This is a genomic window from Halomonas sp. HP20-15, assembly GCF_033446685.1.
In the GTDB taxonomy this organism is placed as follows: Bacteria; Pseudomonadota; Gammaproteobacteria; order Pseudomonadales; family Halomonadaceae; genus Modicisalibacter.
In genome coordinates this window covers 423,671-441,201 of sequence record NZ_JAWQLY010000001.1, presented here as the reverse complement: position 1 = coordinate 441,201, position 17,531 = coordinate 423,671, and the positions used below count along the sequence as shown (strand labels likewise).

Here is a 17,531-nt window from a genome sequence, read left to right as displayed (position 1 = left end):
TTGCCAATCGGTTATCGATAATATGAAGATGCCATTCGCTAGGGGAGGTTTGCCATGCCAGCGCTGCGACTCAATGCCGATATGGGCGAAAGCTACGGTGCCTGGACGATGGGCGCCGACGATCAGGTCATGCCCTATGTCGATCTGGCCAACGTCGCCTGCGGCTTCCATGCCTCGGACCCCGATGTGATGCGCCGCACGGTCAGGTTGGCGGTGGCCAATCACGTTGCGGTGGGCGCGCATCCGGCTTATCCGGACCTGCAGGGCTTCGGTCGTCGTTCGCTGGCTTGCTCGCCTGCGGAGATCGAGAACCTGATGCTCTACCAACTGGGAGCGCTGGCGGCTATCTGCCGGGCCGAGGGTACGCGGTTGCACTACGTCAAACCCCACGGCGCGCTCTATAACGACATGATGCGCGACGAGGCTCGGCTGGAAGCGGTGCTGCGCGGCGTGGCGGCCTTTGATCCAGGCTTGCCGGTGATGGTGATGGCGACTCGCGACCCCGAGCCCGCCAAGGCACTGGCCGAGCCGCTGGGCGTTACGCTGTGGTTCGAGGCGTTCGCCGATCGTGCCTACGATGACCAGGGGCGGCTGGTGTCGCGCCGCGAATCGGGCGCGGTGCATCACGACCCCGGAACGATCGTCGACCAGGCGCTGCGCATCGCGCGGGGTCAGCCGCTGACTGCCAGCGACGGCAGCGAGCTGGTGCTCGAGGCGCAGACGCTGTGCGTGCACGGCGACAATCCCGAGTCGATCGCCGCCGTGCGGGCGATTCGCGATGCGCTCGGCGAGCGCGAGCCGCTATGAGGGGCGGGCAGCTATGGGCGAAGCTATGCCGAGTACGAGCTATGACCGAGTACGGGCTATGACAGAGCGCTTGCCACGACTGGAGTCGGCCGGCCTGGATGCCTGGTTGGTGCGCCTGTTCGATACCATCGACGAAACCAACATGCCCTGGATTACGGCGTTGATGGACGCCTGCGAAAGGGCGTTCGGTACGGCGCTGATCGATCTGGTGCCGTCCTACACCAGCGTGCTGGTGCATTACGATGTAATGCGCCTGGATTCCGGTGAGGCGCGCGATGACTTGGGACGTATTCTCGCCGAGCTGGTGCCCGACGACGACAACGCAAGCGGTGAGATCAAGGAACTGCCGGTATGGTACGACGAGTCGGTCGGTCCCGAGCTTGCCCGCCTGCAAGCGGCGAGTGGATTGAGTCGCGAGGGGATCATCGCCGCGCATAGCGGGCCGGAATACCGGGTCTTTGCCCTGGGCTTCGCGCCCGGTTTCGCGTTCATGGGCCGGCTCGCCGATGAACTGGTATTGCCGCGGCTGGAAACGCCGCGTCAACGCGTGCCGGCCGGTAGCGTGGGGGTCGCCAATCGGCAGACCTCGGCCTATCCACGCATCTCGCCGGGTGGCTGGAACCTGATCGGGCGTACCGCGGCGCGCTTGTTCGACCGTGAGCGCGAGGGCTTCAGCCTGTTGCGGGTCGGCGATCGGGTGCGCTTCGTCGCCGTCGATCGCGACGAATTCGAACGCCTGGGCGGCGATACTTCGCCGCTCGAAGTACGGGATGCAAAGCCCTGATGAGCGAGATGACGGCACTGCGCGTCGAGCGCGCCGGCCCGCTGGCGCTGTTGCAGGATGCCGGGCGGTTCGGCGTGCGTCGGCTGGGTGTGACCCAGGGTGGGCCGCTCGATTTGCACGGCTGGGCCTGGGCCAACGCCCTGCTGGGCAATCCCTGGGGCACACCGGCGCTGGAGATCGCCCTGGGCGGCGGGCTGACCCTGGTCGCCGAGAGCGACACCACGCTGGCGCTGGCCGGCGCCGATCTGTCGGCGACGCTCGATGACGAACCGCTGGCGCCGTGGCAGAGTTTTTCGGTACGCGCCGGTCAACGCCTGGCATTTGCCGCGCCGAAGGCGGGGTTGCGCGCCTATCTGGCCGCGCCGGGCGGTTTCCAGGCCGAGCCGGTACTGGGCAGCGTGGCGAGCGTGGTGCGTGAGGAACTTGGCGGGTTCGACGGCTACGGGCGTACGCTCGAGGTAGGCGACCGTCTAGGCTTCTTCGCCGATTCGCGCGCCTTGAAAGAGCTGCCCCTCGAGCAACGTCCCGATTACACGCGCACGCCGCAGCTGGCGTTGATCCCCGGTGCGCAGATCAATGAGTTCAGCGGTGTGAGTCTGTATCGCGCCTTCAACCAGGACTGGTTGGTCGATGAACGCGCCGACCGCATGGGTGTAAGACTTATCGGCACGCCACTGGACTGCGCGCTCGACAGCATGATTTCGGAAGGGATCGCGCTGGGCGCGGTGCAGGTGCCGCCCGATGGCCAGCCGATCGTGTTGCTCAATGACCGGCAGACCATCGGCGGTTACCCTCGCCTGGGGGCATTGACGCCGCTGGCCTGCGCGCGGCTGGCGCAGTGCGCGCCGGGGCAGTCGATCCGTTTCGTCGCGCAATCCTTGGGGCGGGCGCAGCGGGAGCACCGCCGCTTTATGGCCGGCTTCGAGAACGGCTCGCCGTTCAGCCACACCGGGTGATCAGCCGCCCCTGGTCGTCGATGGCCAACTGGCGCTGGCGCCCGGCGAGCAGAGCGCAGAGCGCCGCCGCGCCGATGAAGCCCATCAACACGAACGTCAGCAGGCTCATGCTGTCGCTGAACTCGATCAGAATGCCGACCAGCAGCGGGCCGGTGGCGGCGATGCTGTAGCCGATGCCCTGGGCCATGCTGGAGAGCTGCCCGGCCAGCTGGGAATTGGCGCTGCGCAGCACGATCAGTGTCAACGCCATGCTGAAACTGCCCCCCTGGCCGAGCCCGAGCAACATTGCCCCCCACCAGCGCCATGCCAGCGGCGCCTGCAGAAGAATCACCACACCCGCCGCGGTAAGCGCCAGCAATGCCAGGATCGTCGGACGTTGATCGCGGCCCAGGCGCGCCAGCCAGGGGGCGCCGAGTGCGGTGACCAACTGGGCGATTACCGAAGCGGCGAGCAGCCAGCCGGCAGCGGCTTCGTCCATGCCGCGACGCTGCAACAGGGTGGGTAGCCAGCCGAAGACGATATAGGCCAATGCCGACTGACTGCCCATGTAGCCGGTGACCTGCCAGGCGAGCGCTTGCCGGGTGACGCGCAGTGAAGGGCCTCGGCGGGGCAGTGCTGAATGCGTCGGCTGGGGATGCGGCATGCGTAGCCGCCAGGCCAGCAGCGCCGCGAAGGCCAGCGCGGCCCAACTGCCCAGCGCCAACTGCCAGCTGCCGAGCAGCTCGGCCAATGGCACGCTGAAACCGGCGCCCAGCGCGCCGCCCAGACACAACGCCATGGTATAGACGCCGGTCACCAGATCGGCCCCTTGGGCGAGTTCGCGCTTGACCAAGGCCGGCAATAGCGTACCGGCGATGCCGATCGCCGCGCCGACCGCCAGCGTGCCCAGATACAATGGTACTGGGTGAGCGTTGGCACGCAGGACCAGCGCCCCGCCAAGCAGCAGTAGCGCGAGGCTGAGGGTACGCTCGGCGCCCAGCAGACGCGTCAGCCAGGGCGCCAACGGTGCGAACAGGCCCAGGCAAAGCACCGGCAGGGTGGTGAGCACGCCGATCGACAATCCCGACAGGCCCAGATCCTGCTGGATTCGCACCAGCATCGGCGCCATCGATGACAATGCCGGGCGCAGATTGAGCGCGACCAGGATCATCAACCCGAGAAAGGGCATCAGCCCTCGCCAGGCGATTCTTTGAGGCATGGCCGTTCCTTAGCGTGAGCGGTCGTCGTGGCGGTTGGGCACCGTCGCATCGTCCTGATGTGCAGTCTCGCGCGATTCGAGCGAAAAAAAGGGGGCTTGTAGTGGCTGTGGCGCTCCCGTCTTGGCACGTATCTCGCTGACATCTTCGCTGCTGACCAGGCAGGGATGACCGTCGACCTGGCTGGGTTGGGCGACCAAACGGCCTTCGTGAAGCCAGCAGCGCTGTGGCGTCCAGGCGATCTGCCAGTGGCGGCCGCGCCAGTTGGCGTCGCGATCACTGTAGAGCTGGAAGTCGTCCTGGGGTATCAGCGCGGCGAATTGTCCGGCGTTGAGCAATGCACCGTTTTCCTTCATGCGTACGGCGCCCTGAAAGTTACCGTCACGCAGCCGCTTCAACAGCTGTGGAGCGCTGCCTTTGGCTTCGACGGCGGCTTCACCACACAGGTGCAATAGTGTTGCATCGACTTGCTTGATAACCCAGATCTTTTGCCATGTCTTGTGTCGGCGTTTCAGCCAATTGCCAAAACCCACGGGCAGTTCCCATATCGGTTGCACATGCCAAGTCGCATCGTGCATGAATAACGGTACGGACCGAGTAGCTCTCTCGGTCCGGCGTTTGTCAGGGATTCTCGCGCGCTTACGCGTCTTATTAGCGAAACGTCATTCTACTCGGCTTTGGTGGCTTTGCCACTGCCTGGTCTTGAAATGCACGGACATTACAGCTCGTGTCCCAGGATCACCTTGCAGATGGTGGAAAAGTTGCGCGCTTCGGGCGGGCGGTCGAGGGTAATGCCCAGTGCACGGCCGACATCGGCTGCCGAGATCAAGCCGCGCACGCATTGGCCGCCCTGACCGTCGTTTTCGGTAACCAGCAAGTGCTGATCGCCAAAGGCCTTGAGGGCCTCGACCAGTTCGCCGACGGTGATACGCTCCAATTGGGCAAGCGGCAGTCCGTGAAGTTCCTGGCGTGGAGTTTGAACCATTTCGACCGTCACGTCGGGGCGATCGACCTGATGTTGTTGCATCGCCATGGTCACCCGCCGACCACCGATCAACTCACGAGCGGTGACCACGCCGGTCAGATTGTTACTGGTATCGATCACGAACAGCAGACGCACGCCGCCCTGTTTCATCAGGTCCAGCGCATGGGATATCGAACTCGAAGCACTGATCGTGAAGGCGCCGGTCTGCGAGAAGTCGGTCAGCAGGGCGCGGGCCGGGCTATCGACATCGAGACTGGTGACTGCCGTGGGACGGCGTATGCTGACTTTCTTATCGAGGGGTTCCAGGTTCAATATCGGGCCGGCAAGGTGTGATGATGCGATAGTCATGGTCTGGCTCCTTATTTGAGCGACGTTCATGTGAGCCTTGGAAAGGCACCCGGGGCGATGAAAAAGCTCAAGTTCTGGCCCGCGGTGCCGATTGGCTCAAGGTTGCTTCCTAGAGCTACTTCATATACTTGGCCAGATCGCCACGCACGCTGTCCAGGAAGGTCACGAAGTGCGTGTCGTGCTGGTCGTCATGCCGATCGATGCGACAACCTAGCGTCATGTCGCGCTGGACCAGGATCTCGTCGAATATTTCCAGGGTGATCTTGTTCGGCGAGTGTTGCGCGGGATCGACGAAGCCGGCCTCGAGAGTAAAGCCTTCCAGGAGCGTGGCGCGAACGCGGGTCGTCCCACCTTCGGCGAGCACCCGGCGCACGAACAGCCAGCCTTCGCATGCCAGTGCCGTGCCGTCTTCTCGTTGGCGACGAAACAGCGTGCGATAGCAGGCGCCTTCCTGGGCGCCCTTGTCGGCCATGCTGCGATAACCCTGCGTTACCCGGGACGCCATCGCGCCCGAGTCGGCTAGCTTGCGCAAGGCCGCCGCATGTTCGCGCTCCAGTTGATCCTGACGCTGAAAACGCTGCCAGCGGCGGTAGTCGGCGATAGTAGAGGTCGCGTCGTCCATCGGGTGTCCTTGGCTATGGTTGACTTGGGGCGAAATCGGCTTCACGGGGCAGCGCGGTTGCCGTTTCTTGCCGGTTGTTCCTGGCCGGTGGCAGGCAGAGCAAGCAGGTGATCATGATGAACCAGCTCGTAAGCCATGGCCAGCCGGAAGGATCCGACTGCTACATAGCGAACAGACCCTAAAGTCCCGGCGTGGTTCGCCGATACTTCGAATAGATTGCCGAAAACCTGCCTTTTCGATGCGTCGCAAGACGCGAGCGGCTGGTTAAATGGCGCAGACTTCAGGGGACTACCATGGCGAGCATTTCTTCACTGGGTATCGGTTCGGGTTTGGATCTCAACGGCCTGCTTGATCAGCTCGAGTCCGCAGAGCGGCAGAAGCTATCGCCGATCGTCGCCCAGCAGTCCAGTTACAAGGCCAAGATTTCCGCCTTCGGAAAGATCGAATCGGCGTTGGATAGCTTCCAGCAGGCCGCGGCCAAGCTGACCAAGGCGGAAACATTTCAAGCCGTCACTAGTAAGGTCAGCGGTAGTGAGGGACTGACAGCGACGACGGATGCTACCGCTGTGCCCGGTACTTATCAGGTGGCGGTCGACAAGTTGGCGCAAGCCCATTCCGTGGCCGGTGGGGGAGTTGCAAGCAAGAGCGAGTCGCTAGGTTCGGGTACGCTTGATATTTCCCTGGATTCGGGTGAGTCGATGAGTATCGACTTGAGCGATAGCTCGCTCGAGGATATCCGAGACGCCATAAACACCGAAAACAAGGGTGTATCCGCCTCCATCATCAATGATGGCTCTACAAACGGTTATCGCCTGGTATTGACGTCGCAGAAAACCGGACAGTCATCGAACATGACGGTTGGTCTCAGTAATGTCACTGGAGACGCTGGTTTGACTACGGCGCTGACGACCACCGAACAGGTGGCCGCTCAGGATGCCTCGCTAACGGTCAATAATATAACCATTACCAGCGCTTCGAATCAGATCGAAGAAGCCATCCAGGGCGTTACATTGGATCTGACTCAGGAAAGTGTCGGTGCCAGTTCGACGGTCACGGTCTCCCGCGATGAAGAAACGATCCAGGGTGACATACAAGCCTTTGTCGACGCCTATAACGCTTTGCAAACGACGATCGACTCAGCCACCGCCTATAACGGCGAAGGCTCGGCTTCCGGTCATTTGATAGGCGACAACCGAGTCAGGACCATCGAAAGCCGGCTTCGCCAGACCGTCATGGATGTTGGAGGTGGAAACGATTTCAATAGGCTCGCTGATATCGGGATCAACCTGACGAGCGACGGTAAGCTCGAAGTCGATAGCGATAAGCTTGGACAGGTGGTGAGCGATAACCCCAATGGAGTCAAGCAGTTCTTTGCCGGTGTTGCAGAGGAAGGCGGCCTGGCTAGCAAGCTGGACGAATCCTTGTCGGCAATGCTGGAAGATCAGGGGCTTGTGGGGCGCGCGATCACAGGTTTCGAGGATCGCATCGATGCGTTGGGCGAGCGCTATACGCGTACCGAAGAGAGCATCAATAATACTGTCGAGCGCTACCGCAAGCAGTTTGCTCAGATGGATGCCATGGTGTCGCAGATGAACTCCACCATGAGTTATTTGGGCCAGCAGTTCGAAGCCATGAATGCGCAGTTGTCGCAATAAAGTGGACAGGGACAAGAAAACGATGAGTACTATGCGCGGAGCAAGTGCCTATGCCCGAGTGGGTGTAGAAACTGGCGTCATGTCGGCTAGCCCGCACCAGTTGATCGTATTGCTGTTCGACGGGGCCCAGGCGTCGCTGCGAGCGGCAAGATTGCATTTGCAACAAGGTAATATGGCCGAGAAGGGCAAGGCGCTTTCCAAGGCGATTGACATTGTCAACAATGGTCTGGCGGCGTCGCTGGATCATGACAAGGGCGGCGAGATTGCCGGTCGACTGGCGTCGCTCTACGACTATGTGGTGCGCTTGCTATTGCAGGCCAACTTGCATAACGATTTACAGCGAATCGATGAAGCCGCACGGCTGCTCGACGATATCGGCACTGCCTGGCGCGAAATAGCGCCTGCAGTAAGGAGCTAGGGACGCATGACGGCGGCAAGAGACGTAATCGCGGAATACGAGCAATTGTTGTTGCGTTCGACGCAGATGCTTGGGTTGGCACGCGAAGGCGACTGGGCGCGTCTGGTTGAGGAGGAGTCGGCCTATGTCGTGGCCGTGGAGACCCTCAAGCACTACGAGGCCGATGGCTCGCTCGACGCTATGGGAATGTCGCGCAAGTCGGAGCTGCTCGAGCGGATCCTCGAGCAGGACGTGGAGACACGCCGCCGGCTCGAAGCGCGCCGTGAGGAACTCAGCGAATTGATTGGCAGCAATCGCCGCCAGTTCAATGCCAACCGTGCCTATCGTGCAGGCAGTGCCACGGCGGTGCCGATCGGCCAAGGGCGTAAGTGAGCGGCGTCGTCACGCCGCTTATTGATACTCTGCTCCATCAGGTGCTGGGTAAGCGTAGTGACGTGCCCAGCAATCTGAATGTTCTCGAGCCGGTAAAGCCGATGACACCCGGCAGCGCCCTACAGGCGTTGAAGAGCGACTCGCGGCTGGAATCCGGTCGCGCCGGCTCTACCCTATTGCAGCCCGGCTTTAAGGAAGGGGAGTCCTCGACGCCGCGGCAGTTGCCCGCAGCTCCCTCATCCACTGCGACGCACTTCAGTCCTGCAGCGCGCACCATCGCCGATATCCTGGTCAAATTCCCTGCGCCGCCTTCGGTCATTTCACCGGCAACGCCGCTACTGGCCAAGCCGGATGTCGCCAACGTGCCGTTGGTGGCGGCAGGCCTGCAAAACAGCATCGAAGGTAGTGGCTTGTTCTATGAATCGCATCTTGCCCGCTGGTTTCGTGGCGAGCTTCCACGCGCCATTCTGATGCGCGAGCCGCAGATGCGGGTACAGCTGCAGAGAGGTGTCCTACCGGGAGGGAGCGAGCGCACGTCACGGGGCGACATGTCAGCCTTGGCGCAAGCGCGCCTGATGCCAATGACGGCCCCGCGGGGCGAGGGGCAAGCGCCCGCGCCCCTGGCGCCGCCAGCGACAAGCGCGGTTGGAGGTAGAGGGGCAAGCGGTGCGGCGGACGAAGCAATGCGTATGACGGCCGACGCCGGTTTGGCCCGTGACGTGGCGGACAATATGCGCCCCCATGAATCCGCCGATGACGCGCTTCAGCGCGTGGTACGCCACCAGCTCGAGCTGTTGGTAACGCCAACCTTGCGCTGGGAAGGCGATGTCTGGGCGGGGCTGTTCATGGCGCTGACGCTACAGCTGCCGGCTGGTCTGCAGGAACGCGATGCCCAAGGCGAGCAGGGCGGTGAGGATGAGCTGCCCTGGCATAGCCGAATCAGCCTGCGGCTCGCCAACCTGGGTGAGCTCGACGTTCAATTGCAGCTGTACAACCGTTCTTTGACGTTGGCCATTCATACCGATCAGGCGGCTTCCATGGCTGCCTTGAAGCGTTCTCAAGCGACTTTCGAAGAGCGCCTGTACCAGTGTGGCTTCGAGAGTGTGCGGGTCAGTGTCCTGCCTGGAGCGAGCGACTCCACCGGTGCCGTAAGTGCCGAGGGGCCCTTGTCATGAGCCACAGGCGAGATGCCGATGGTCGCCGTCAGGCCGTGGCGCTGGCTTACCGGGACGGGGACCAGGCGCCGCATGTCATCGCCAAGGGCTATGGCGAGCTGGCGGAGCGCATCGTTGCCGAAGCCAGCCGCCAGGGTATCTTCGTGCATGATGCGCCAGAGCTGGTCGGTCTGCTTATGCAGATCGACCTCGATGAGCGCATCCCGCCGATGCTCTATCAAGTCATCGCCGAGTTGCTGGTCTGGGTCTATGAACTCGATCAGGATGTCGCAGAACCGCGACGGCTTCGTTGAAAGCGTTACACGATTTCAACGAAGCGCTACGTCGAGACGCTTTTTGTATCTTCCTTATCCCAAATAAATCGCATTTACCCGCCAAATCGCTTGCTAGAGCAAGTAGTTAACATTCGGTTACTTAAGTAATTACTTACGCTGCTTACAGGCTTAAGTTTCTACTCACAGATGTTGAAGTTCGTCATAAAAACGCCTCACAATATGTTTACGATAAATGACGAATCGGACGGCATGTCCGAACCGATTCGATAAAAAGTCGGTGGCCTAGCCCCATCGGCACTACGCAACGCAGGGAATGTATTATGACGATGCCGATCGACAGCCTCCTGAGCGACATTCAGGACACCAACCTCTCTTACTTGCTGCTTGTCCAGCGACTGCTCAACGAGGACCGGGCCACCGCCATGTTCCGGCTCAAGCTCGACGAGCCGATGGCCGATCTGCTGGCCTCGCTGTCGGTCAAGCAGCTTAGTCAGCTTGCACGCTCCAACCAGCTGCTGTGTCGGCTGTGCTTCGACGAGCCCGAACAGCTCACCCGTCTCATCGAGGATCCGCGCGACCAAGGATTGGGTCAGATCCATGCTGCTCTGCTGATGGCGTCGTCATCGCGGCAGCAGGGTGTCCCCCCCGTTCGCATGAGCCGGAGGTGAGTCATGGCTGACAAGAGCCTGGTTACAGAGATGCATCAGGTGCAGATGGCCATCGAGTTGATCGAACTCGGCGCTCGCCTGCAAGTACTGGAAACCGAGACCGACCTGAGTCGTGCCCGACTGATCAAATTGTATAAAGAAGTTCGCGGCATGTCGCCGCCCAAGGGCATGCTGCCGTTTTCCACCGACTGGTTTATTACCTGGTTGCCGAATATTCATTCATCGCTATTCTTTAATATATACCAGCGCTTGATTGAAGATCACGACTGCGAGCGCATGGGCGCTTTCGTGCGCGCTTTCCGCCTCTACCTCGAACAGCTCTCCCTGGAAAACGCCGAACCGGTACTCGGCCTGACCCGTGCCTGGACATTGGTGCGCTTCTTCGAAAGCGATCTGCTCGAATTGTGCGAGTGCACCAGTTGCGAGGCGAATTTCGTCGTGCATGCGCATACGCCTGCACAATCGTTTGTCTGTGGTATCTGTCAGCCGCCGTCGCGCGCCGGCAAGACGCGCAAGCGCCGTGAAGCGGCTAGCCACGCCATGGCCAGGCAGTCAGACAGGCTGACCATAACGGCGCTGGTCGAGCTCGAAGACGCAGCCGATAGACGAAGCGCCTGACAGCGGATTTTCTCGCCATCCGTTCAAGCTACCGGGGCCTCTGCCGATAATAGGTTAGAGGCCCCGGTTCTTTTCAGGCGAAGGAAGTTAATGTGTTAATCCCCCTTGGTTATCTTATTGTTGTTGGCTCCGTATTCGGTGGCTACTTGCTGCTGGGCGGACACCTGGGTGCACTGTACCAGCCGGCCGAAATCCTCATGATCGCCGGCGCCGCCGCGGGGGCCTTCGTGGCTGCCAACAACGGCAAGGCGATCAAGGCGACCCTGCGAACTTTCTCGAAGCTCAAGCGCACCAATAAGTACAACAAGGCCATGTACATGGAGTTGCTGGCCTTGCAGTACAAGCTGCTCTCCAAGGCGCGTCGCGACGGTATGCTGGCCATCGAGCGCGATATCGACGATCCCCAGAACAGTGCCTTGTTCGGTGAATACCCCAAACTGCTCAGCGATCCCATGCTTATGGCTTTTCTGACCGATTACCTGCGCTTGATGGTCAGCGGCAACATGGACCCGTTCGAGATCGATGCGCTCATGGAGCACGAGATCGAAACCTTCCAGCACGAGGCGGAGATTCCTTCGCATGCCCTGCATGCGGTGGGGGACGGCCTGCCGGCGTTCGGTATCGTCGCCGCGGTCATGGGCGTGGTGCATGCGCTGGGCTCCGCCGATCAGGGCGCTGCCGAGATGGGTATCCTGATCGCCCACGCGCTGGTCGGCACCTTCCTGGGCATCCTGCTGGCCTATGGCTTCGTCAACCCGGTGGCCGGGCGGATCCTGCATCAGGTCACCGAGGCGGTGAAGATGTTGCAGTGTATCCGCGTCACGCTGATGGCGAGTCTCAACGGCTATGCACCGCAGTTGGCGGTCGAGTTCGGACGCAAGGCGCTGTTCACCGCCGAGCGGCCGACCTTCACTGAACTGGAAGATCATGTTCGCTCGACCAAGAGCTCCGTGGGTGGCCCATGAGCGATCATCGCCCGATTATCGTCAAGCGCAAGAAAGCAGCGCGGCAGCGCCATCATGGGGGCAACTGGAAGATCGCCTATGCCGACTTCATGACCGCCCTGATGGCACTGTTCCTGGTGCTATGGATTCTTTCCACGGCGAGTGCGGATGAACTCAAGAGCATCGCCGAGTATTTTCGCACGCCCCTGCCGGTGGCAATGGCGGGGGGCGACAAGTCGACGGCCAGTACCAGCGCCATTCCCGGCGGCGGCCCCGACCCGACGCACAGCGACGGCGAACGCCAGCGCATCGACGAGCGGGTTCAGACTCGCCCAAGCGACGAGCAACGCCGTCTGCTGGGGTTGGAGCGGCGTATCGAATCGGTGATCCAGAGTAAGCCGCAGTTGCGCGACCTGCGCTCGCAGCTGCGCATGGAGCTGACTCCCGAGGGGCTGCGCATCCAGATAGTCGATACCGAGAAGCGGCCGATGTTCAAGCTGGGCAGCGATCAGGTGGAGGACTACATGCACGATATCCTGCAGGCGATCGCCCCGGTGCTCAACGAGCTGCCCAACCGCATCAGTCTTAGCGGGCACACCGACAGCTTGCCGTATTACGGCGGCGAGCAAGGCTACAGCAACTGGGAGTTGTCCGCCGATCGCGCCAATGCTTCTCGGCGCGAACTGGTAGCGGGCGGCCTGGACGCCGGCAAGCTATTGCGGGTGGCCGGCATGGGATCGCGGGTGCCATTGAACGCGGTAGACACCACGGATCCGATCAATCGGCGCATCAGCATCGTGGTGCTCGATCGCAAGACCGCCAATGCCATCGAATTCCAGAGCGGCGCTCCCGCTGCGTCGCTACCCAGTACCGGGGAATCCATTCTGCCCGAAGCGCTGAATGTCGAGCCCGCCTTGAACCCGGCGTTGCCTGTCGCTGAACAAGCGTCCAATGCCCCCTTGACCCGAGTGGATTAGAGCATGGATATCACTGATTTCTATGACACCTTTTTCGAAGAGGCCGAGGAGCTCCTGAGCGATATGGAGCGCCACCTCCTGGATTTGGATGTCGATGACCCGGACCCGGAACTGCTCAACGCGATCTTCCGCGCCGCGCATTCCATCAAGGGTGGGGCGGGAACCTTCGGCTTCGTCGTGCTGCAGGAAACCACCCATATCCTCGAGAACCTGCTTGACCATACCCGGCGGGGCGAACTGACCCTGCGTCGGGACATCGTCGATACCTTTCTGGAAGCGAAGGATATGTTGCATGAACAGATGGACGCCTATCGCAACGGCGCCGAGCCCGACCCGGTGGCCTTCGAGCGTATCTGCAATACGCTGAAGCAACTGGCACTCGACGAGCTGGGCAAGTCGATGGGCGAGCCCACCGGGCAAGCCGCAGCGGCGCCGAAGCCCGCACCAAAACCCGAGCCGGCCGCTGAAACCGCCAGCGCCGAAGAGACGCCTGTGGACGCCGGCGAGGGCGATGTGCTGCGTGTCTCGTTGATCGAGGTCGGCGAAAAGGATCGACAGCTGTTGGTCGAGGAGCTCGGTCAGCTGGGGGAGATCCTCTCACAACAGGGCGACGACAAGCGCTACGAGGTCGAGCTGACCGCCAGCATCAGCGCCGAGGACATCGAGGCGGTGATGTGTTTCATCGTCGAGCCCGAACAGCTGGCCATCGAACGTGTCGCCAAGTCGGCTTCCAGCGAGGCGGTGGGCACGCAGGCTTCAGCGCAGCCCGAGCCGGCCGTACAGGCCGTCGCCAAGCAGCCCGAGGAAAAACCGACGGCAGAAACTCCGGCCGCCAAGCCCGCCAAACCGGCCGAAAGCAAGGTGCCCGCGGCCAAGAACAAGGCCAGCGAATCGAGCTCCATCCGTGTTCCGGTCGACAAGGTCGACCAGATCATCAACCTGGTCGGTGAGCTGATCATCACCCAGGCGATGCTCGATCAGACCGCCAGTGAAATCGATGGCGTGACGCATAGCTCTCTGCACAATGGGCTCAATCTACTGCAGCGCAACGCCCGTGACCTGCAGGAAGCGGTCATGTCGATTCGCATGATGCCCATGGATTATGTGTTCAGTCGTTTCCCGCGGCTGGTGCGCGACCTTGCCGCCAAGCTCGGCAAGGACATCGAGCTGATCACCGAAGGCAAATCCACCGAACTCGACAAGAGCCTGATCGAGCGCATCATCGACCCGCTCACGCACCTGGTGCGCAACAGCCTCGATCACGGCATCGAAATGCCGGATGCCCGTGAGGCAGCGGGCAAGCCGCGCGGCGGTAAGTTGACGCTCTCGGCACAGCATCAGGGTGGCAATATCCTGATCGAAGTCATCGATGATGGCGCCGGGCTGTCGCGTAAGAAGATCCTTGCCAAGGCGGAAAAGAACGGCATCGCCGTCTCCGACAGCATGAGCGACGACGACGTCTGGCAGTTGATCTTCGCGCCGGGATTCTCGACCGCCGAACAGGTCAGCGACGTTTCCGGACGTGGCGTGGGCATGGACGTGGTCAAGCGAAACATCCAGGCGATGGGTGGGCATGTCGAGATCATGTCGCGCGAAGGCCATGGCACCACGACGCGTATCGTGCTGCCGCTGACCCTGGCGATCCTCGACGGCATGTCGATCAAGGTCGGCGGCGAAGTCTTCATCCTGCCGCTGGGTGCGGTGCTCGAATCGCTGCAGCCATCACGCGATGAACTCTACTCGATGGCCGGCGACGATCTGCTGCTCAAGGTGCGCGATGAGTACCTGCCGGTGATCGCCTTGCATCACGTGCTCGACGTGGCCGAGGCGCGTACCGACATCACCGAAAGCATCGTGGTGATCGTGCAGGGCGAGGGGCGCCGTTATGCTCTGGTCGTCGACGACCTGGTTGGCCAACAGCAGGTCGTGGTCAAGAATCTGGAAACCAATTACCGCAAGGTGCCGGGGATTTCCGCGGCGACCATTCTCGGCGATGGCAGCGTCGCGTTGATCCTGGACATCGCCGATCTCCACCGTCTCAGCCGGCGCAAGAGCACACCGCGCTCTGCCGTCACCAACACGCCTATCCAAGAGGTGATTCCGTCATGACCACCGTTACCCAAACAGTCTCGCCGACCGACAAGGCGCAGAACGCTGACGCCCATAGCCGCGAATTCCTGGTTTTCTCGCTGGGCAGCGAAGAATACGCCGTGGACATTCTCAAGGTTCAGGAAATCCGCGGTTACGAGAACGTCACGCGTATCGCCAACGCCCCCGATTTCATCAAGGGTGTAACCAACCTGCGTGGTGTGATCGTGCCGATCGTCGACCTGCGCATCAAGTTCCACCTCGATAACGTCGAGTACGGCGGCCAGACCGTGGTCATCGTGGTCAATGTCGGCGAGCGCATCGTCGGCATCGTGGTCGACGGCGTTTCCGACGTCATGACCCTGACTCCCGAACAGATCAAGCCGGCCCCCGAGTTCGGCGTGACGCTCTCCTCGGATTACCTGAGCGGGCTCGGCAGCCTCGAAGATCGCATGCTGGTGCTGGTCGATATCGACAAGCTGCTCACCAGCGAAGAAATGGCACTGGTCGATACCGTCAAGACCAAGTAAGCAGCCTTCGGTTGCCTCGGGGCCAGTGATCGTCGGCGAAAGCCTGGCTCATCGGGACTATGAAGTGCCTATGCTTGCTGGCTTCAGCCCCCGTTCGCTATAAGCGACGGGGGCTTTTCCTTGAATGGTGCGCGCTATCATAGCTAGTGCCAACGCTCAGCCCCCCCGCCGATACGCAATAACCCGCCCGTACTATCAAGGATCTGCCGCGCCTGCCGATAGCTTTCTATACGAAGGTCTGTCGGTGGGCGCGGTGTCGATCAGCCTGCTCACCCATACAAGAAGACGCTGGCGCCGGCCGAGTGCCGGCCAAGTCTCAACGTTGCCATTCAAGTCGATCGCTTGATTAAAACGACGGAAACAGAGGAACCATGAAGCTACTCGATAACATGACCGTCAAGGTCAGCTGGCTGCTTGTACTGGTGGTATTCAGCACACTGCTGGTCGGCGTCAGTGCACTGGGCTGGTACGCCGTGCAGTACAGTCAGCAGGCCCTGGGCACGCTCAATCGTGTCAATGTCGAGCAGCAGGCGACGCTCAACCAGGTCAACAGTCAACTACTCAACCTGCGCCTGACGATACAGAACGAGTACGCGCGGATGACCGGTTCGACCTGGGGATCGCAGGCTTCTCAGCTCGAGTCGCTGCCGACCAGGCTCGACGAGGTGCGCGACACCTTCGCCACCTTCAAGGCCATCCCGGTCCAGCCCGAGCATCGGGCGCTGGTCGAAAAGATTGAGACCGATTTCCACGCCCTGGTCGACAAGGCGCTGGCACCGCAAGTGGCGGCCCTGACCGACATGGATCTCGCCGCCTACAGTGAGTTCGCCGGTCCCCTGCAGGAACTCAGTAATGTTTTCTATGACAGCGCCGTGGCCTTTTTCGGGACCGCAGAAGCCGAAGGCCGCTCGCTCTATGGTGAGTTCCACAGCATGGCGATGGCCCTGAAAATTGCCATTGGCGTGGCGCTGGGCGCTGCGCTCGTGATGATCCTGGGCGTGTTGTGGGGCATCACCAAGAACGTGATTCGCCCGCTGGAGCGTATCGTCGATCATTTCGAGCGCATGGCCGAGGGCGACTTGTCCGCACCGATCGAACGCTGCGGCGACAACGAGATCGGCAAGCTGTTCTCGGCCCTGGCGCGCATGCAGGACGGCCTGTCGCGCACCGTCGGCAACGTGCGGCGTAGCAGCCAGTCGATCTACCGCGACTCGCAGAGCATCGCCAACGGCAACAATGACCTGTCGGCACGTACCGAACAGCAGGCCGCGTCGCTGGCCGAGACCGCGTCGAGCATGGAGCAGTTGACCTCGACCGTCGATCAGAATGCCGACAATGCACGTCAGGCAAGCCAGCTTGCCGAGAGCGCCTCACGGACCGCCGAGCGCGGTGGCAGCGTGGTCGGCCAGGTGGTCGACACCATGCGCGATATCAGCAGCAGCTCGCACAAGGTCGTCGACATCATCGATGTGATCGATTCGATCGCCTTCCAGACCAACATCCTGGCGCTCAACGCCTCGGTCGAGGCGGCGCGTGCCGGCGAGCAGGGGCGTGGCTTCGCGGTGGTCGCCGATGAAGTGCGCAACCTGGCCAGCCGTAGCGCCAGCGCCGCCAAGGAGATTCGCGGGCTGATCGAGGATTCGGTGTCGCGGGTCGATACCGGCTCCCAACTGGTCGATCAGGCCGGCAACACCATGAGCGATATCGTGACCGCCGTGCAGCGCGTCAACGACATCATGGAAGAGATTGCTGCGGCCTCGCAGGAACAGAGCAATGGCATCGGCCAGACCAATCAGGCGATCAGCCAGATGGATCAGGTCACCCAGCAGAATGCCTCGCTGGTGCAGGAATCGGCGCTCGCCGCCACGACCCTCGCCCAGGAGGCCGAACGGCTACGCGAATCCGTGGCCCAGTTCCAGCTCGCCCAGGATCAGGCCAGCCTCGAATCCGCTCCCCAGCCCGGCCGCACGCCAATCACGGCAGCCGCGAGCCAGGCCGCCTTGCCGGCGCGTCGTCAGGGCGCGTCAGTGCCCGCAGTCAAGGGCGAGGAACTCGACTGGGAGTCGTTCTGAGAGCCTGGAGCAATAACGATAAGCGGCCTCGTATGCCGCAA

The 17,531-nt window shown here is 61.8% G+C and carries 19 protein-coding genes; 15 read left to right on the top strand and 4 right to left on the bottom strand.

The window, feature by feature from the left end; all coding sequences use genetic code 11:
• Positions 1–54: 54 nt before the first annotated feature.
• The 3 genes from R6258_RS02070 to R6258_RS02060 are packed head-to-tail and all read left to right on the top strand — an operon-like array spanning position 55 to position 2,547.
• Positions 55–807, top strand: a complete 753-nt coding sequence (locus R6258_RS02070) for a 5-oxoprolinase subunit PxpA (RefSeq protein ID WP_318446748.1) — start codon at positions 55–57, stop codon at positions 805–807.
• A gap of 58 nt (positions 808–865) precedes the next feature.
• Positions 866–1,591, top strand: coding sequence for a 5-oxoprolinase subunit PxpB (gene pxpB, locus R6258_RS02065; RefSeq protein WP_318446746.1), 726 nt, complete (start codon positions 866–868; stop codon positions 1,589–1,591).
• 8 nt (positions 1,592–1,599) lie between these two features.
• A complete protein-coding gene (locus R6258_RS02060) occupies positions 1,600–2,547 on the top strand; it encodes a biotin-dependent carboxyltransferase family protein (protein ID WP_412176347.1) in 948 nt (315 codons plus the stop codon).
• Here R6258_RS02060 and R6258_RS02055 read toward each other — a convergent pair.
• The 4 genes from R6258_RS02055 to R6258_RS02040 form a co-directional block, all read right to left on the bottom strand.
• On the bottom strand, positions 2,531–3,745 hold the full coding sequence (locus tag R6258_RS02055; protein ID WP_318446742.1) for an MFS transporter: 1,215 nt from the start codon (positions 3,743–3,745) through the stop codon (positions 2,531–2,533). The genes R6258_RS02060 and R6258_RS02055 overlap by 17 nt on opposite strands.
• Positions 3,746–3,754: 9 nt before the next feature.
• Entirely contained in the window at positions 3,755–4,321 is a 567-nt protein-coding gene (locus R6258_RS02050) for a hypothetical protein (protein ID WP_318446740.1), read from the bottom strand.
• A 140-nt stretch (positions 4,322–4,461) separates the two neighbouring features.
• A complete protein-coding gene (locus R6258_RS02045; protein WP_318446738.1) occupies positions 4,462–5,076 on the bottom strand; it encodes a CBS domain-containing protein in 615 nt (204 codons plus the stop codon).
• Positions 5,077–5,191: 115 nt separating this feature from the next.
• The gene (locus R6258_RS02040) at positions 5,192–5,698 is read right to left on the bottom strand and encodes a hypothetical protein (protein WP_318446737.1); all 507 of its coding nucleotides are present in this window, start codon (positions 5,696–5,698) and stop codon (positions 5,192–5,194) included.
• Between the two features lie 293 nt (positions 5,699–5,991).
• Between R6258_RS02040 and fliD the strand changes: the two genes are divergently transcribed.
• From fliD to R6258_RS01980, 12 genes are all read left to right on the top strand, one after another.
• On the top strand, positions 5,992–7,353 hold the full coding sequence (fliD, locus tag R6258_RS02035; protein ID WP_318446733.1) for a flagellar filament capping protein FliD: 1,362 nt from the start codon (positions 5,992–5,994) through the stop codon (positions 7,351–7,353).
• Positions 7,354–7,375: 22 nt separating this feature from the next.
• Entirely contained in the window at positions 7,376–7,771 is a 396-nt protein-coding gene (gene fliS, locus R6258_RS02030) for a flagellar export chaperone FliS (RefSeq protein WP_318446731.1), read from the top strand.
• Between the two features lie 6 nt (positions 7,772–7,777).
• Positions 7,778–8,143 carry a flagellar protein FliT gene (gene fliT, locus R6258_RS02025; RefSeq protein ID WP_318446730.1) on the top strand — a complete coding sequence of 122 codons (366 nt, stop codon included), beginning with the start codon at positions 7,778–7,780 and terminating at the stop codon, positions 8,141–8,143.
• Positions 8,140–9,318: a flagellar hook-length control protein FliK gene (locus R6258_RS02020; RefSeq protein ID WP_318446729.1), complete on the top strand. Its 1,179-nt coding sequence runs from the start codon at positions 8,140–8,142 to the stop codon at positions 9,316–9,318. The genes fliT and R6258_RS02020 overlap by 4 nt, the downstream gene beginning before the upstream one ends.
• Complete coding sequence (locus R6258_RS02015; protein ID WP_318446727.1) at positions 9,315–9,611, top strand: EscU/YscU/HrcU family type III secretion system export apparatus switch protein; 297 nt, start codon at positions 9,315–9,317, stop codon at positions 9,609–9,611. Before R6258_RS02020 ends, R6258_RS02015 begins: the two co-directional genes overlap by 4 nt.
• A gap of 308 nt (positions 9,612–9,919) precedes the next feature.
• Entirely contained in the window at positions 9,920–10,261 is a 342-nt protein-coding gene (gene flhD / locus R6258_RS02010; protein ID WP_318446907.1) for a flagellar transcriptional regulator FlhD, read from the top strand.
• A 3-nt stretch (positions 10,262–10,264) separates the two neighbouring features.
• Positions 10,265–10,879 (top strand): flagellar transcriptional regulator FlhC, encoded by a 615-nt coding sequence (flhC, locus tag R6258_RS02005; RefSeq protein ID WP_318446724.1) that lies wholly within the window; start codon positions 10,265–10,267, stop codon positions 10,877–10,879.
• A 92-nt stretch (positions 10,880–10,971) separates the two neighbouring features.
• A complete protein-coding gene (motA, locus tag R6258_RS02000) occupies positions 10,972–11,844 on the top strand; it encodes a flagellar motor stator protein MotA (RefSeq protein ID WP_318446721.1) in 873 nt (290 codons plus the stop codon).
• Positions 11,841–12,800: a flagellar motor protein MotB gene (gene motB / locus R6258_RS01995; RefSeq protein WP_318446719.1), complete on the top strand. Its 960-nt coding sequence runs from the start codon at positions 11,841–11,843 to the stop codon at positions 12,798–12,800. The genes motA and motB overlap by 4 nt, the downstream gene beginning before the upstream one ends.
• A 3-nt stretch (positions 12,801–12,803) precedes the next feature.
• Positions 12,804–14,909, top strand: a complete 2,106-nt coding sequence (cheA, locus tag R6258_RS01990) for a chemotaxis protein CheA (RefSeq protein WP_318446718.1) — start codon at positions 12,804–12,806, stop codon at positions 14,907–14,909.
• Positions 14,906–15,418, top strand: coding sequence for a chemotaxis protein CheW (cheW, locus tag R6258_RS01985; protein ID WP_318446716.1), 513 nt, complete (start codon positions 14,906–14,908; stop codon positions 15,416–15,418). Before cheA ends, cheW begins: the two co-directional genes overlap by 4 nt.
• A gap of 371 nt (positions 15,419–15,789) precedes the next feature.
• Complete coding sequence (locus tag R6258_RS01980; protein WP_318446715.1) at positions 15,790–17,490, top strand: methyl-accepting chemotaxis protein; 1,701 nt, start codon at positions 15,790–15,792, stop codon at positions 17,488–17,490.
• The last annotated feature ends 41 nt before the right edge of the window (positions 17,491–17,531 follow it).